The following is a 14,714-nucleotide window of genomic DNA, read 5'->3' as shown; positions in this document are numbered from 1 at the left end:
CGCGGCGCCGCTGTCGGCGGTCCCTGCGAGCGTTCCCGTCATGACGACGCGAATCGACTGCGAGACCTGCACGGTGCGAGGTCTGCACTGCCACGACTGCGTGGTGACCGTGCTGCTCGGGCCGCCTCCCGAGCTCACCTTCGACGACGACGGCCGACGTGCCCTCGACGTCCTGGCCCGTGGCGGCCTGGTGCCCCCACTGCGGCTCGTCCAGCCCGTCGACGGCCCACCGGTGGTGGAGTCGGCGTGAGGACGCGCCGGTCGCCTGTGGCTCGTGTGACGCATGGGGCTGGTGTGACGCGATCCGGGCAAAGACTTCGATGACGTGACAAGAAACTCACAGAGACATCCCCGGAAACTTGGCCGCCGCCGGATGCCGCCGTTAACGTGTGACGCTCAGGTGGCCGTGGAAGTGGATCACTCGGATCCGCGCGGTCACCGCGCTGAGTCCCGGACCGGTCAGCCGGCCCGGGAGCCGGGGAACCATCGGTGGTCGCAGGGCCACCTGGGGTGAATCGCCTCTCGAGGCGTAGGGCAAATGTCGTGCCCGAACCCGTCAGCTCACCCGGTAGGCGTACGACGTACAAGGAGAGCGCCCGCTCGTGCAGAACGGCCGGAACCGACTCATCACCCTCCTGACCGGCTTCGCCCTCATCGCCGCCGTGGGCTTCATGCCCTCCTCGCCGGCGTCGGCGGAGCCCGATATCGACGACGTCCAAGTGCGCGTCGATCGGCTCTACCACGAGGCCGAGCAGGCTTCCGAGCGGTACAACGACGCGAAGCTGGAGCTCAAGGAGCTGCAGCACGACCTGGGCTCGCTGCGCTCGGACCAGCAGCGCCAGGACGACCGCCTCGACGTGGTCCGCGAGCAGGTCCAGGACTCCGTCGTCCGGCAGTACGAGGGGCAGAGCCTCAGTGCCGTCGGCCACGTCGTCGTCTCCGAGGACCCCGAGTCGTTCCTCTCCCAGCTCTCGACGATGTCGGCGTTCAACGACCTGCAGTCGCAGCTCTTCGACGACTACGCCACCGAGCTCAAGGCCCTCGGCATCCGCAGCGACGCCACCGAGAAGCGCGCGAGCGACGTCGCCGAGCTGGAGAAGAAGCTGGCCGCCGAGAAGGCGACCATCGACAAGAAGCTCGAGGCGGCCGAGTCGCTGCTCTCCGACCTCAAGGCCGAGGAGCGCGAGGCCATCCTCTCGCGCGGCAGCCTGCGCGCCCCCTCCGACGTCCCCGCCTCCGGACGCGCTGCCGCCGCAGTGCAGTACGCGCTCGCGCAGGTCGGCGACGCGTACGTGTACGGCGCCGCCGGCCCGGACGCCTTCGACTGCTCCGGTCTCACGATGATGGCCTGGGCGCAGGCCGGCGTCGCGCTCCCGCACTCGTCGAGCGCCCAGTACGGCTCCGGCCCCCACATCGCGTCCAGCGACCTGCAGCCGGGCGACCTGGTCTTCTACTACAGCCCGATCAGCCACGTCGGCATCTACATCGGCAACGGCATGATCGTCCACGCGGCCAACCCCAGCACCGGGGTCGCCGTCGCCAACGTCTTCTCGATGCCCTACACCGGTGCGGTCCGCCCCGGCTGATAGGTGAGCCAGGCCCCCGAGAGCGGCAGATCGGCCGGTCGCCCACGCTGGTGGGTGGCCGGCCTTTCGCTGTGCCTGATCCTCGCGACCGGCCTGGTCGCCTGGTGGGTCACCGACGACGACACGTATGTCGCCCCTACGCCCGCACCGACCACGCAGAGCGTCTCGCCGGGGCTGGCCGGCCAGACCCTCGCGGACTTCGTGCGCGCGGTCCACGAGGGGGACGGCGGGGCCGCGCGTGCGCTCGCGCCCGACGACGACCCGGCCGCCGCGAACCTGCTCGCGGCCGTGGTCCGCAACGCGGACCGGACCGGCGTCGCCGACTTCACGTTGCGCTACGTCGACGCCGAGGGCGCGCTGGAACCGGACGGCGACTGGACGGCCGCCGTGGATGCCACCTGGCGGTTCAGCGGCTTCGACCGGGCGCCGGCGCGGGCGGAGGTGCTGGTGCACCTGCGCGAGGACGGCGACCGGGTCGCGCTGACCGGGTTCGGCGGGGGTGACCGGGTGTCCCCGCTGTGGCTCGCCGGCCCGCTGCAGGTGCGCCGCACGGCGCGGACGCTGGTGCTGGTGGACGGGTCGTCCGCCGAGGCCGGCACCTATGCCCGGCGGGCGAGCGCCGCGGTGCCCGTCGTACGCCGCGTCCTCCCCGACTGGAACCGCGGCCTGGTCGTGGAGGTCCCCGCGTCGGTCGATGCCCTCGACCGGGTCCTGGACGCCGAACCGGGCACCTACGACCAGATCGCGGCGGTGACCACGTCGGCCGACGGCTCGCTGGCGCCCGACGCCCCGGTCCACGTCTTCGTCAACCCCGACGTCTTCGGTGGGCTGCGACCCACGGGCGCGCAGGTCGTGATGAGCCACGAGGCGACCCATGTCGCCGCCGGCGCCTGGACCAGCCAGATGCCGTTGTGGCTGCTCGAGGGCTTCGCCGACTACGTCGCCCTGCGCGACGTCGACCTGCCGGTCTCCCGGTCGGCCGCCCAGGTGATCGCGGAGGTACGGCGCAGCGGGCCGCCGCGCGCGCTGCCGGGAGCGGCCGAGTTCGGCACCCGCGCGACGCACCTGGGCGCGACGTACGAGAGCGCCTGGCTCGCCTGCCGGCTGCTCGCCCGCGACGGCGGCCAGCAGGCGCTGGTGGGCTTCTACCGCGCCGTCGACGACGGAGCGCCGGTCGGCGCCGCGCTCGGGTCGGCGTTCGGGATGACCCTGCGCGGGTTCACCCGACAGTGGCGCGGCGAGCTCTCCGACCTGGCCCTGTCAGAATCTGCGGGGTGAGCATCCCGCCCGAGCGCCGCGTGGCGCTGGCCGTCACCGCGCTCGGAGCGCTCGCGTTCGTCGTGCTGGCTCTCGTGCTGGTGCCGTGGCACCCGGTGCCCGGCGGCACGCCGGGGCCGGCCGACGCCGGGTCGGTCTTCACGGCCGCCGAGATCCAGCGCGGCGAGGACTTCTCCCGGTGGGCGCGGATCTGGAGCCGGAGCTCGCTGGTGGTCTCCGTGCTCGTCGCGTGCGGGCTCGGCTTCGGGCCCTGGGGCCGGCGTCTCGCCGCCCGGCTGCGCGGCTGGTGGTGGGTCCGGGTGGTGCTGGCGGTCGCGGTGCTGGCGGTGGTCGGACGGGTGCTGACCCTGCCGTTCGCCGTGCTGCTGCGTCGCCACGTGCTCGACCACGGGCTGAGCCACCAGGCCTGGTCGGCGTTCGCGCTCGACCTGGTCAAGAACGAGCTGGTCGGGATCGTCGCGACCTCGATCGTGCTGGTGATCCTGGTCGGGTGTGCTCGCCGGTGGCACCGCGCCTGGCCGGCGGTCGCCGGCGGCCTGCTCGGTGTGCTGGTCCTGGCCGGGTCGTTCGTCTACCCGGTGGTCGTGGAGCCGTTGTTCAACTCGTTCAGCTCGCTGGAGGCCGGACCGCTGCGCACCGAGGTGCTCGAGCTCGCGACCCGCGAGAACGTCCCGGTCGACGACGTGCTGGTCGCGGACGCCTCCCGGCGTACGACGACCCTCAACGCCTACGTGTCCGGCTTCGGCGGGACCCGCCGGGTGGTCCTCTACGACAACCTGGTCCAGGACGTGCCCCGCGACCAGGCGCTGTCCGTGGTGGCCCACGAGCTCGCGCACGCCCGGCACGACGACGTGCTGACCGGGTCGCTGCTGGGGGTGGCCGGTGCGGTGTTCGGCGTCGGCCTGCTCGGCCTGCTCGTCGGCGCGGTCGGCGGCCGCCGCAGCCTCACCATGGGGGACCCGGTCGTGGTGCCGCTGGTGCTGGCGCTGGTCGCGCTCGGCACGGTGCTGGCCACGCCGGTGGAGAACGGGATCAGTCGTCGGATCGAGACCCGGGCCGACGTCGACGCCCTCGAGGTGACCCACGACCCGGGCGCGTTCGTCGGGGTGCAGCGCCAGCTCGCGCTGCACTCCCTGGCCGACCCGACCCCGCCGGCCTGGTCGCAGTGGTGGTTCGGCTCGCACCCCACGACGCTGACCCGGATCGCGATCGCCCGGCAGCTCGCGGGGGAGTAGCTCCACGGCGCGTCACCGTCCCGGACGCGACGGTGGCCGCGGACCTTGCGGTCCGCGGCCACCAAGTCTGTCTCAGATCACGGAGTGCACGTGGACGTGGCTGTGTCCGTCGTGCTTCCGGCCGTGATGTCGCCGCACGTGTCCTGGAACAGGTTCTGGACGTTGTCACCGAGCGCGAACACGATGACCACGATGAGCGCCGCGACGCCTCCGATGAGTAGCCCGTACTCGACCGCGGACGCGCCGCGCTCGTCCATCCTCGCGCGGTGCCCGGCCATCAGGATCTGCAGGTACTGAAGCATGGTCGTTCTCCCTCTCCCATTCGGTCCCGAGACAGGACCGAGGAGTCCCTCACCCCTCGACCGCCATCGTGCGCTCCCGGTCGGGCCATCCGGATCGGACGACCGCGTCAGGGTCTCTAGTCACAAAGGGCTAGAGACCGGCGACGATCGGGCATCGTTGCCGGGGTGCGGGCGGGTCAGGGAGGTCGGGACCAAGGTCCCAGGACCTAGGTCCCGGGCTGCACGCTGGAGAGCAGGCCGATCCGCATCGCGGTGACCAGCGCCTGGGCCCGGTTGGCGGCGCCCAGCTTCTGGTAGATGTGCCCGATGTGCGACTTGGCCGTGGACTCGCTCATGAACAGCCGCTCGGCGATCGCGGCGGCGCCGAGGCCGTCGGCGAGCAGCAGCAGCACGTCGTGCTCGCGGTCGGAGAGCCGGGCGGCGCCCGCGCCGACCCGGCGAACCATGGCCTCGGTCAGCCCGCTGCAGACGAACGAGCGTGGGGAGACGGCCGCGTGCCGGATGGTCCGGACCACCTCCTGCGCGGGGGCGTCCTTGCCGACGAACCCGGAGGCCCCGGCCTCCATCGCGGCGAAGATCTGGTCGTCCCCGGAGTGCATGGTGAGCACCACGAGCCCGGTGGCGTCGCTCTCGCGGCGCACCGCCCGGGCGATGTCGAGGCCGGTGCCGTCGGGCAGCTGCAGGTCGGCGACGACGACGTCGGGGGCCAGCCGTTCGATGGCGGCGAGACCGGCGGCCACCGTTGCCGCCGTCCCGACGACGGTGAGGTCGTCCTCGAGGTCGATGACGGCCGCGAGCCCGCTGCGGATCAGCTCGTGGTCGTCGACGAGGAGCACGGTGGTCATGCGGTCACGGACTCCTCACGGGTCGTGGTCGGCAGCACGGTCGCGAGAGCCGGCACCCGGACGGTGATGCTGGTGCCGCGCGGGTGGCGCTGGTCGACGTCGAGCTGACCGCCGATCAGTACGGCGCGCTCACGCATGATGTCCAGGCCCTGCGAGTCCGGGCGCGCCGGGCCCAGCCCGCGACCGTCGTCGCGCACGGTGAGCACCGCCTGTGGCGGCCGGACCCGGCAGTGCACGTCGATGGCGGTGGCGGCGGCGTGCTGGACGGCGTTGGTCATCGCCTGCTGGGCGATCCGGAACAGCTCGGCCTCGACCTCGGGCCGGAGCCGGGCCTCACGCTCGTCCAGCGTGACGTGCACGGGCACGCCGGAGGACTCGGTCAGCCGGCGCGCGAGGCCGCCGAGCGCCGCGCCCAGGCTGGCGCTCTCGCCGACGCCGGTGCGCAGGGTGACGACGGACTGGCGCACCTCGGTCACCACGGCCGAGATCCGCTCGCGGAGCGCCGTGATCCGCGCGGCCTGGGCCGGCGAGCCGGGCTCGGCGGCGAGCGTGTCGACCAGGTAGCCCAGCGAGGCGATGTCCTGGGCGAGGCCGTCGTGGATCTCCCGGGCCAGCCGCCGGCGCTCGCGCGCCGTGGCCCGGTCGCGCAGGGCCTCGAAGAGCAGCGCGGTGTCGAGGCGGACGACGGCGGGCGCGAGCTGCACGCCGAGCTCACGGATCCGGTCCTCGAGCCCGATCCGGTCGGCCTCCAGCCGGTCGGACAGCCGGCCGGCCGCCACGCCGACGGTGGAGCCGCCGGAGCTCAGCGGGAACGCGAAGACCTGACCGTCGACCGTCGGTCGCGCCGAGACCCAGGAGAGCGTCGCCAGGTCCGTGACCTCCTCGAGCTCGTCGGCGGGCTCCGCCCCGGTGCGGACCGTCCACGTGACGAGCGGCGCGAGGTCGCGGCCGTTCGCGACGTACACGGCGAGCGCCGCCGCGGGGAGCTCGTCGCGGACCGCGTCGAGCAGCCCGGTGCCGAGCGTGGCGGGGTCGAGCCCGGTGCCGAAGCCGTCGGAGAGGTCGATCAGCTGCCGGATCAGGTCCTGGGCGTCGTGGTAGGGGCTGAGCGGGTCGGGGTCGCGCCGGAGCACGGCGTGCAGGTAGGTCGCGATCATCCCGAGGCCGAGCGCGACCACGCTCCAGGTCAGCATCGCGAGCCCCTCGGCGTCATCGACGGGGCGGCCCGACCCGACCGCGACCGCCAGGAGGGCGCCGAGCTCGGAGACGATCGCGAGGGACGCCCCGGCGGCGCCGGCGCGCAGCGCCGCGGTCACCGGGCCGATCGCGAGCGCGCCGAGGACGGTGGTCGAGTGGTGCAGCGCCAGGCCGCACGCGACCCCGACCGTGAGCGGCTCGAGCACGGTGGTCAGCCACGTCGGCAGGGCGGCGTTGAGCTCGGCGAGCTCGCCGAGCAGCCAGGCCGCACCGACTGCGATCAGGGCCAGCACCGCTGTCGTGTCGCGCGTCCAGAGGGCCGGCACCAGCAGCGCGAAGAAGCCGCACAGCCGGGTCGCGCCGGCGAGCCGGATCGCCGGCCACCCGCGCCGAGAACGCGCCGCCTCGCGGCCCATCAGAACGTGTCCATGATGTTGAGGACCGCCGGGCCGAGCACGACGACGAACAGGCACGGCAGGATGCAGAAGATCAGCGGAATGGTGATCTTCACCGGCACCTGCTGGGCGCGCTCCTCGGCACGCTGTCTCCGCTTCACCCGGATCTCCCGGGACTGCACGCGGAGCACCTGCGCGATCGGGATGCCGAGGGCGTCGGCCTGCACCATCGCCCCGACGAAGCCGCGCAGCTCGGGCACCGCGGTCCGCGCGGACAGCGAGCGCAGCGCGGCGGACCGGCTCTGCCCGAGCTGCATCTCGCGCAGCACCCGAGACAGCTCGTCGGCGAGCGGCCCGTCGGTGTGCTGCGCCACCTGCTGGACGGCGGCGTCGAACCCGAGCCCGGCCTCCACGCTGATCGTGAGCAGGTCGATCGCGTCCGGTAGCGCCCGGCGGATCCGCTCGGACCGGTCGTAGGACAACTGGTAGAGGTACAGGCGGGGGGCGAAGTAGCCGACGACCAGGCCCGCGGCGACCAGCAGCACGAGGATCGGCGTGGCCGGCTCGAGCAGCAGGCCGAGCAGGCCGGCTCCGACCAGTCCGACGGCCGCGCCCAGGACCGTCGCCGTCAGGTAGCGGTCGATCGTCCAGCCGGCCGGGTTCCCGGCCAGGTCGAGCCGGTGCCGGACCCGGTCCGCCGCGCCCTGGCCGGCGAGTCGCCGGCCGAGGCCGAGTGCGCGCCCGCGGAGCGGGGCCAGTACCCGATCGGCGAACGGCGCCTGCGCCTCGGCGACGAGGAGCTCGGGAGTGGCCGTCGAGCCTCGCGCCAGCTCGAGCGAGCGGGCCACGCCCCGGGCGTCCCTGCTCTCCCCGAGTGCGAGGGTGAGCAGCAGCACCGAGACCGCGAGCAGGAGCGCGCCGAGGAGCAGCGGCATCTCAGACCTCCACCCGGACCAGGCGGCTCATCCAGAACGCGCCGACCGCCAGCCAGAGCGCCGCGCCGGCGAGCAGCACGATGCCGCGCGGGTCCTCGAACAGCGGCATCACGTACTCACGGTTGACCAGCAGGAGGTAGGCCAGGAACGCCACCGGCAGCGACCCGAGCACCCACGCCGAGAGCCGGCCCTCGGCGGACAGGGCCGCGACCTGCCGCCGCACGTACTCCCGCTCCCGCATCGTTTCCGCGACGGTGTCGAGCAGCTCGGCGAGGTTGCCTCCGACCTGGCGCTGGATCCGGATCGCCATCACCGCCCAGGCCAGGTCCGCGCTGTCGAACCGGTCGGCGACACCCTCGAGCGCATCCTCCAACGGCACCCCGAGGCGGGTCTCGACGAGTGCGCGGCGGAACTCGGCGGCGACCGGATCGGCGCCCTCGCGGGTGACCGTCTCGGCGGACTGCGCGAGCGAGAGCCCGGCCGAGAGCGATCCCGACATCAGCTGCAGGGTCTCGGGGACGGCGGCGCTGAACGCCTTGCGGCGACGTCCGCGACGCACCCCGAGGTACAGCCAGGGCCCGACGCCGCCGAGGGCGAGAAACATCACGAACAGCACGACGTTGCCGGTGCCGAGCAGCAGCCCCACCAGCCCGGTGAGCACGAAGAGCGCGGTGTGCACGAGCAGCCACTCGGCGGGCTCGAGGCGGCTGCCGGCCCCCTCGAGCCGGTGCCGGATCCGGTCCTCGAGCCCGCGGTTGCTCCGCAGCACCTGGGCGGCCGCGCCGGTCGCCTGGGCGAGCGCGTCCGGGCGGTGGCCGGGGGGACCGATCGCGGCGCCGCCGTCGCCGGCCACGCCGACGTACGCCGTCACCCGCTCCGCCGGCGTCAGCTCCGCCGAGCGCGCGGGCGGCGAGAGCAGCACCAGCGCCGCGAGCAGCCCCAGGCCGACCGCGACCGCGCCGGTGACCAGGAGCCAGCTCATTCGGGGCCCCCGCGATCTCGTGGGGTGTTCATCGCAGTCCCGCCACGAACAGGCTCGGGTCGACCGCGACGTTCGCGTGCGCCAGCTTCTCGAGGAGCTTGGGACGCAGCCCGCTCGCCACCAGCCGGCCCAAGGACCGGCCCTCGGCGTCGAAGCCGGGGGACTGGTCGAAGACGAACACGTCCTGGAGGGTGACGACGTCGCCCTCCATCCGCTCGACCTCGGTGATGTGGGTGACCCGCCGGGACCCGTCCTTGAAGCGGGTCTGGTGCACGATCAGGTCCAGCGCCGAGGCCATCTGCTCGCGGATGGCCCGCATCGGCAGGTCCATGCCGGCCATCAGCACCATGGTCTCGATGCGGGCCAGGGTGTCGCGCGGACCGTTCGAGTGCACCGTGCAGATCGAGCCGTCGTGTCCGGTGTTCATCGCCTGCAGCATGTCCAGTGCCGACGCGTCGCGGACCTCGCCGACCACGATCCGGTCCGGGCGCATCCGCAGGGCGTTGCGGACGAGGTCGCGGGTGTCCACGCCGCCCCGGCCCTCGATGTTCGGCGGCCGCGACTCCAGGCGGACCACGTGCTCCTGCTCGAGCTGGAGCTCCGCCGCGTCCTCGATCGTCACGATCCGCTCGTCGGAGGGGATGAACGACGAGAGCACGTTGAGCGTCGTCGTCTTGCCGGCGCCGGTGCTGCCGGACACGATCATGTTCAGCCGAGCGCGGACGCAGGCCGCGAGGAAGTCCCGTGCCGGCTCGCTCAGGGTGCCGAACGTGACCAGGTCGTCGGCGGTCAGCGGTGTGCTGGCGAACTTGCGGATGGTGAGCGCCGAGCCGTCGATCGCCAGCGGGGGGATCACCGCGTTCACGCGGCTCCCGTCGGGCAGCCGGGCGTCGACCATCGGACTCGACTCGTCGACCCGGCGCCCGATGCGCGACACGATCTTGTCGATCACCCGGCGCAGGTGCGGCTCGTCGACGAAGTGGGCCGCCGTGGGCTCGATCCGGCCCGCGCGCTCGATCCAGATGCTGTGGGCGCCGTTGACCATCACCTCCGAGACGGTCGGCTCCCGCAGGAACGGCTCGATCGGCCCGTAGCCGAGGATGTCGTCGCTGATCTCCTGGGTGACCCGGGCCCGGTCGCTGTGGCTCAGCGGTCGGTCCTCCGCGCCGAGCACCTCGGCGAGCACGGCCCGCACCCGCTGGTCGAGCTCGTCCTGGTCCATCTCCGCGTCGTACAGCTGCGGGCCGAGCTGCTGGAGGAGCTCGGCGTGCACGCTGCCCTTGATCTCCTCGATCCGGTCCCGCCGACCGGCCAGCGCCTGACGCCGGCCCAGGGCCGCCTCGGGGACCGGCTCGGTGGCCTCCGGCGCGACCGACGCAGCAGGTGCGGTCGCGGGCTCCGCGGACGGCGCGGTGGCGGCGTCCGCGGCGGCGCCAGCGGCGTCGGCGGCTTCGGCGCGGGCCGCGGCGAGTCGGTCGGCGAGGCTCATCGGGTCACCTCCGGATCCGGAACCGGCGGGTCGGGGTCGGCGGCGCCGGGTGCGGTGCCGACTCGGCGCCGCCGGCGGGGGCGCCCGCGAGCAGCCCGGCGAGCGCCCGGATGGCGGTGCTGGAGGGATGGTCGGGCTTGCCGGCGACGATCGGCGTGCCCGCGTTGGTCGAGGCCGCGATGTCGATCGACGTCGCCACCTGGGCGGCCACCGCGAGCCCGAGGATCCCCTCGACCTTGTCCGGGCCGAGCCCGACGGCGTCGTCGGCCCGGTTGAGCAGCAGGTGCCGGCGGCCGCGGGCGATGCCGAGCATCTCCAGGGTCTCGAGCGCGACGCGCACGTTCTTCAAGGTCGGTACGTCGAGGGTGGCGACCACCACGCACTCGTCGGTCTCGTCCAGGGCGGCGAGGGTGGTCTCGTCGAACGCCGGGGCGGTGTCGACGACGACGAAGTCGAAGGTCTCGCGCAGCGTAGTCAGCACCCGGGTGACCAGCGCGGGTGTGATCCGCTCCCGCACGTCGGGCTGGCTGGGGGCGGCGAGCACCATCACCGCACCCTGGTGGCGCGTCAGCAGCGACGCGAGCATCGCGGCGTCCAGCGTGTCCTCGGACCCGATCGCGTGCTCGACGGTGTGCGAGGGGAACAGCTGCAGGGTGATCGCGACGTCGCCGAACGCGAGGTCGAGGTCCACGAGGCAGACCTGGCGGGCGCCGCCGTCGGCCAGCGCGAGAGCGAGGTTGACCGCCATCGTGGTCTTGCCGACCCCGCCCTTGGGGGAGAAGACGGTGACGACCCGGCCCTGCTGGGTGACGCCGGCGGGGCCACGGAGCGCGACGTAGAGCTGGTGGGCGCGACCGACCGCGGCGGCCACCGCCTCGAGGTCGTCGTGGGGTACGACGTCGCGGGCGCCCGCCTTGATCGCCCGGGTGAGCAGCACGGTGTCGATCGGGGTGTCCGACTGGTCCCGCACGACGACGACGCTGACCGTCGGGCGGCCGACCCGGAGCGCCTCGCAGGCCGCGAGGGCGTCCTCGAGACCCAGGTGCGGCCCGAGCACCACGACGTACTCGTCGGTGTGCTCGCCGACCCAGGCCCGCAGCCGGTCGGTGGAGTCCACCCCGTGCGCCCCGGGCGGCAGCGCCGACAGCAACCGCGCCGCGGTGGCGGGATCGGGCTCGACGACGACGGGCATCTCAGGTCACCGGAAGAGGTTCTGCGCGGTCACGCCCTTGCCGGACCTGACCTCGCTGTCGCCGTTGAGCAGGGCGAAGGCGAGCTCGCCGTTCGACGACGCGAACAGCACCTTCTGTGCCTGCTTCTGATCCACCGCGATCGTCAGCAGCGTGCGCGGCAGCTGCTCGACAGTCTGGGCGCCGGTGTCGTCCGTCGTCGTGGTGGCCACCGGTGCGGCCGACCCGACGCCGAGGACCGTCACCCGCGACAGGAGCAGCCGGGTGAACGCCTGCCCGTTCTGCTGGTCGATGCCGTTGAGGAAGACGGCCACCTCCGCGCCCGGGCTGAGGAAGCCGGACACCCGGGCCGCATCGGTCAGGTTCACCGAGACCGCCATCGCGCCCGGTGGGATGGGCAGCGGGGCCGCTGCGTCGGAGCTCGACCCGAGCTTCGCCGTGAGCAGCTGCTCCCCGGGCTGGATCGCGACCAGCGCCACCTGGCCGGCGTGGCCGTCGAGGGAGGTGAGGGCGCCGTCGAGCCGGTCGCGCAGCGCGACCGAGCCGGTGCCGATCTTGCCCGCCGCCTGGGCCGTCTCGACGGTCTCGCCGGCCGCGATCGGCTGGGTGGCCACGAGCACCTCGACCGACTCGAACCGGTCCTCCGCCCGTTGGTCGGCGCCGCGGGCGTAGACGACGACCAGCACCGTGCCGAGGGCGGCCACGAGCGCGGCGGCGGCGATCAGGAGCCGACGTCGGTCCATCGTGGTGCCCTCCCACTCCTAGGGCCTCAGCCTCGTCGACGACGCCTTACCCCCCGGTAATGCGCCGCTGTCTGGGCACTCTAGGGGGCTTCGCGGCCCCACGACGTGAAAACGGTCACGTTTCGCGGCGTCAGCCCAGGTACAGCGCGGCGACGTCCTCCCGGAACTCCCGCATCACGACGTTGCGGCGGATCTTGAGGCTGGGCGTGAGCTGTCCGCGCTCCTCGGTCCACTCGCCGGGGAGGATCGTGAACTTGCGGATCGACTCGGCCTTCGAGACCGCCTTGTTGGCTTCCTCGACCGCTGCCGCGATCTCCGCGCGCAGGTCCGGGTCGTCGACCAGCGAGGAGATGCTGCCGGTCTTGCCGTGGCCCTCGGCCCAGGCCGGGAACGACTCGCGGTCGATCGTGATCAGCGCCGCGATGAAGGGCTGGCCGTCGCCGACGACCATGCACTGGTCGATGAGGGCGTGCGCCCGGAGGCGGTCCTCGAGCACCGCGGGCGCAACGTTCTTGCCGCCGGCGGTCACCAGGATCTCCTTCTTCCGGCCGGTGATCCGCACGAAGCCCTCGTCGTCGACCTCGCCGACGTCGCCGGTGTGGAACCAGGCGTCCGACTCGAGCGCCTCGCTGGTCGCGGTCTCGTTGTGCCAGTAGCCCGCGAACACCTGGCCGCCGCGGAACAGCAGCTCGCCGTCGTCGGCGACGCGTACGGCGGTGCCCGGCAACGGTCGGCCCACGGTGCCGACCTTGATCGCGTCGGGGAGGTTCACGGTCAGGGCGGCCGTCGTCTCGGTCAGGCCGTAGCCCTCCAGCACGGTCAGCCCGATCCCGCGGTAGAAGTGGCCGAGCCGGTCGCCGAGCGGTGCGCCCCCCGAGACGGCGTACCGGCAGCTGCCGCCGAGTGCGGCGAGCAGCTTGCCGTAGACCAGCCGGCTGAACACCGCGTGCTTGGCCCGGACCGCGAGCGAGGGCCGACCCCGGTCGAGCCCGCGGGAGTAGGCGATCGCGGTCTCCGCGGCCTTGTCGAAGATCCGGCCGCGTCCGTCGGCCGTGGCCTTCTGGGAGGCCGTGTTGAAGACCTTCTCGAAGACCCGCGGCACCGCCAGGATGAACGTCGGCTGGAACTCCTGCAGGTCCGCGAGCAGGTTCTTGATGTCCGAGCTGTGACCGAGGCGGGTGCGGGTCTTGACGCACCCGACCTGGATGATCCGGGCGAAGACGTGCGCCAGCGGCAGGAACAGCAGCGTCGAGGAGTCGTCGCCCTCGAACAGCTCGGGCAGCTCGGCGACCGCGACGGTCAGCTCGAACATGAAGTTGCCGTGGGTGAGCATGCAGCCCTTCGGCCGGCCGGTGGTCCCCGAGGTGTAGATCAGGGTGGCCAGGTCGAGCGGGGTCGCCGTCGTACGCCGCTTCTCCAGCTCCTCGTCGGAGATGTCGGCGCCGAGCCGCGCCAGGTTGTCGACGGCGTTGTCCGCGATCGACCACACGTGGTTGAGCTGGTCCAGTCCGGCGCGCACCTCCCGGATCCGGGCCAGGTGGTCCGCGCCCTCGGCGACGACCGCGCGCGCACCGGAGTCGGCGAGGATCCAGGCGATCTGCTCGGCCGAGGAGGTCTCGTAGATCGGCACGGTGACCGCACCGGCGAACCAGGCCGCGTAGTCGAGGAGGGTCCACTCGTAGCGGGTCTTGGAGATCACGGCGACCCGGTCGCCGACCTCGATGCCCGCGGCGATCAGCCCCTTGGCGACCCCGCTCACCTCGGCGAGGAACTGGGCGGCGCTGACGTCCTCCCAGCCGGTGGCGTCCGGGTGCGCCGAGGGCCGGCTGAACACGATGCTGTCGCCGGCCTCGCGCGCGTTGGCCACCACGTCGTCGGTGAGGTTGCCGGTGGCGGGGACCTCGATCGTCAGCGGGTTGGAGAACTCACGCACGGGGGCCTCCCGGGGTCCGGCACCGCGCGTCCGCACGGAGGTGGCTGGGGCTCACCGAGCGAGGTTACCGCCGGTCGGAGGGCCGGCGGGATCCGGTACGCTCGCTGACCGAGGCAGCCGCGAATCGAGTGCGACCAAGGGGATCCCTGATGGCCGAGCAGACCACGTCGTCGATCGTGATCGACGCCTCCTCAGCCGACATCATGGGTGTGATCGCCGACTTCCCCGCCTACCCGCACTGGGCCAAGGGCGTGCGGACCGCCGACGTGGTCGCCGAGTTCCCGAACGGCCGCGCCGAGCAGGTGTTCTTCGAGCTCGACGTCCCGCCGATCAAGGACGAGTACACCCTCGAGTACGTCTGGAACGGCGACCACATGGTCACCTGGACGCTGGTGCACGGGAAGATGCTCCGTGCCCTGGACGGCGCCTACCTGCTGCGCGAGCTCGGCAACGGCTCCACGGAGGTCACCTACCGCCTCGCCCTCGACGTCTCGATCCCGCTGATCGGCATGCTCAAGCGCAAGGGCGAGAAGATCCTCATCGACACGGCGCTGAAGGGGCTCAAGAAGCGCGTCGAGTCGCTCGGCTGAGGGAGCGCTGGACC

General features: G+C 73.1%; 14 protein-coding genes and 1 riboswitch. Of the genes, 5 read left to right on the top strand and 9 right to left on the bottom strand.

Annotated elements, in window-relative coordinates; translation table 11 throughout:
- Nucleotides 1-40: 40 nt before the first annotated feature.
- From QMC84_RS03895 to QMC84_RS03880, 4 genes are all read left to right on the top strand, one after another.
- Nucleotides 41-250: a hypothetical protein gene (locus QMC84_RS03895; protein WP_041546637.1), complete on the top strand. Its 210-nt coding sequence runs from the start codon at nt 41-43 to the stop codon at nt 248-250.
- A gap of 181 nt (nt 251-431) precedes the next feature.
- Nucleotides 432-590: riboswitch (cyclic di-AMP (ydaO/yuaA leader) on the top strand.
- A 12-nt stretch (nt 591-602) separates the two neighbouring features.
- Complete coding sequence (locus QMC84_RS03890) at nt 603-1,586, top strand: NlpC/P60 family protein (protein WP_300371963.1); 984 nt, start codon at nt 603-605, stop codon at nt 1,584-1,586.
- 54 nt (nt 1,587-1,640) lie between these two features.
- Nucleotides 1,641-2,864 carry a hypothetical protein gene (locus QMC84_RS03885; protein WP_300371961.1) on the top strand — a complete coding sequence of 408 codons (1,224 nt, stop codon included), beginning with the start codon at nt 1,641-1,643 and terminating at the stop codon, nt 2,862-2,864.
- Nucleotides 2,861-4,099, top strand: a complete 1,239-nt coding sequence (locus QMC84_RS03880; protein ID WP_300371959.1) for a M48 family metalloprotease — start codon at nt 2,861-2,863, stop codon at nt 4,097-4,099. Before QMC84_RS03885 ends, QMC84_RS03880 begins: the two co-directional genes overlap by 4 nt.
- 77 nt (nt 4,100-4,176) lie before the next feature.
- Here QMC84_RS03880 and QMC84_RS03875 read toward each other — a convergent pair whose 3' ends face one another.
- From QMC84_RS03875 to QMC84_RS03835, 9 genes are all read right to left on the bottom strand, one after another.
- A complete protein-coding gene (locus QMC84_RS03875; RefSeq protein WP_300371957.1) occupies nt 4,177-4,401 on the bottom strand; it encodes a Flp family type IVb pilin in 225 nt (74 codons plus the stop codon).
- A gap of 206 nt (nt 4,402-4,607) precedes the next feature.
- Nucleotides 4,608-5,246: a response regulator transcription factor gene (locus QMC84_RS03870; RefSeq protein WP_300371956.1), complete on the bottom strand. Its 639-nt coding sequence runs from the start codon at nt 5,244-5,246 to the stop codon at nt 4,608-4,610.
- Nucleotides 5,243-6,859, bottom strand: coding sequence for a histidine kinase (locus QMC84_RS03865; protein WP_300371954.1), 1,617 nt, complete (start codon nt 6,857-6,859; stop codon nt 5,243-5,245). Before QMC84_RS03865 ends, QMC84_RS03870 begins: the two co-directional genes overlap by 4 nt.
- Complete coding sequence (locus tag QMC84_RS03860) at nt 6,859-7,773, bottom strand: type II secretion system F family protein (RefSeq protein WP_300371952.1); 915 nt, start codon at nt 7,771-7,773, stop codon at nt 6,859-6,861. The genes QMC84_RS03865 and QMC84_RS03860 overlap by 1 nt, the downstream gene beginning before the upstream one ends.
- A 1-nt stretch (nt 7,774) precedes the next feature.
- Nucleotides 7,775-8,755 (bottom strand): type II secretion system F family protein, encoded by a 981-nt coding sequence (locus QMC84_RS03855; protein ID WP_300371950.1) that lies wholly within the window; start codon nt 8,753-8,755, stop codon nt 7,775-7,777.
- A 28-nt stretch (nt 8,756-8,783) separates the two neighbouring features.
- The gene (locus tag QMC84_RS03850) at nt 8,784-10,244 is read right to left on the bottom strand and encodes a CpaF family protein (RefSeq protein WP_300371948.1); all 1,461 of its coding nucleotides are present in this window, start codon (nt 10,242-10,244) and stop codon (nt 8,784-8,786) included.
- A 4-nt stretch (nt 10,245-10,248) separates the two neighbouring features.
- Nucleotides 10,249-11,436, bottom strand: a complete 1,188-nt coding sequence (locus QMC84_RS03845) for an AAA family ATPase (RefSeq protein ID WP_300371946.1) — start codon at nt 11,434-11,436, stop codon at nt 10,249-10,251.
- Nucleotides 11,437-11,442: 6 nt separating this feature from the next.
- Complete coding sequence (cpaB, locus tag QMC84_RS03840; RefSeq protein WP_300371944.1) at nt 11,443-12,177, bottom strand: Flp pilus assembly protein CpaB; 735 nt, start codon at nt 12,175-12,177, stop codon at nt 11,443-11,445.
- A gap of 130 nt (nt 12,178-12,307) precedes the next feature.
- Nucleotides 12,308-14,110, bottom strand: coding sequence for an AMP-dependent synthetase/ligase (locus QMC84_RS03835; RefSeq protein ID WP_300371942.1), 1,803 nt, complete (start codon nt 14,108-14,110; stop codon nt 12,308-12,310).
- Nucleotides 14,111-14,259: 149 nt separating this feature from the next.
- Between QMC84_RS03835 and QMC84_RS03830 the strand changes: the two genes are divergently transcribed.
- Nucleotides 14,260-14,700 (top strand): SRPBCC family protein, encoded by a 441-nt coding sequence (locus QMC84_RS03830; protein ID WP_300371940.1) that lies wholly within the window; start codon nt 14,260-14,262, stop codon nt 14,698-14,700.
- The last annotated feature ends 14 nt before the right edge of the window (nt 14,701-14,714 follow it).

It is taken from the genome of Nocardioides sp., from assembly GCF_030019515.1.
Taxonomy (GTDB): domain Bacteria; phylum Actinomycetota; class Actinomycetes; order Propionibacteriales; family Nocardioidaceae; genus Nocardioides.
Note: the sequence above shows the minus strand (reverse complement) of the source record. Positions and strands in the feature narration are given on the sequence as shown.

Bases quoted from the DNA above. Each gene is read 5' to 3' on its own strand.
- QMC84_RS03870 (WP_300371956.1), bottom strand. From the start codon at position 5,246: ATGACCACCGTGCTCCTCGTCGACGACCACGAGCTGATCCGCAGCGGG.
- QMC84_RS03855 (WP_300371950.1), bottom strand. From the start codon at position 8,755: ATGAGCTGGCTCCTGGTCACCGGCGCGGTCGCGGTCGGCCTGGGGCTG.
- cpaB (WP_300371944.1), bottom strand. From the start codon at position 12,177: ATGGACCGACGTCGGCTCCTGATCGCCGCCGCCGCGCTCGTGGCCGCC.
- QMC84_RS03845 (WP_300371946.1), bottom strand. From the start codon at position 11,436: ATGCCCGTCGTCGTCGAGCCCGATCCCGCCACCGCGGCGCGGTTGCTG.
- QMC84_RS03875 (WP_300371957.1), bottom strand. From the start codon at position 4,401: ATGCTTCAGTACCTGCAGATCCTGATGGCCGGGCACCGCGCGAGGATG.
- QMC84_RS03850 (WP_300371948.1), bottom strand. From the start codon at position 10,244: ATGAGCCTCGCCGACCGACTCGCCGCGGCCCGCGCCGAAGCCGCCGAC.
- QMC84_RS03865 (WP_300371954.1), bottom strand. From the start codon at position 6,859: ATGGGCCGCGAGGCGGCGCGTTCTCGGCGCGGGTGGCCGGCGATCCGG.
- QMC84_RS03860 (WP_300371952.1), bottom strand. From the start codon at position 7,773: ATGCCGCTGCTCCTCGGCGCGCTCCTGCTCGCGGTCTCGGTGCTGCTG.
- QMC84_RS03895 (WP_041546637.1), top strand. From the start codon at position 41: ATGACGACGCGAATCGACTGCGAGACCTGCACGGTGCGAGGTCTGCAC.
- QMC84_RS03830 (WP_300371940.1), top strand. From the start codon at position 14,260: ATGGCCGAGCAGACCACGTCGTCGATCGTGATCGACGCCTCCTCAGCC.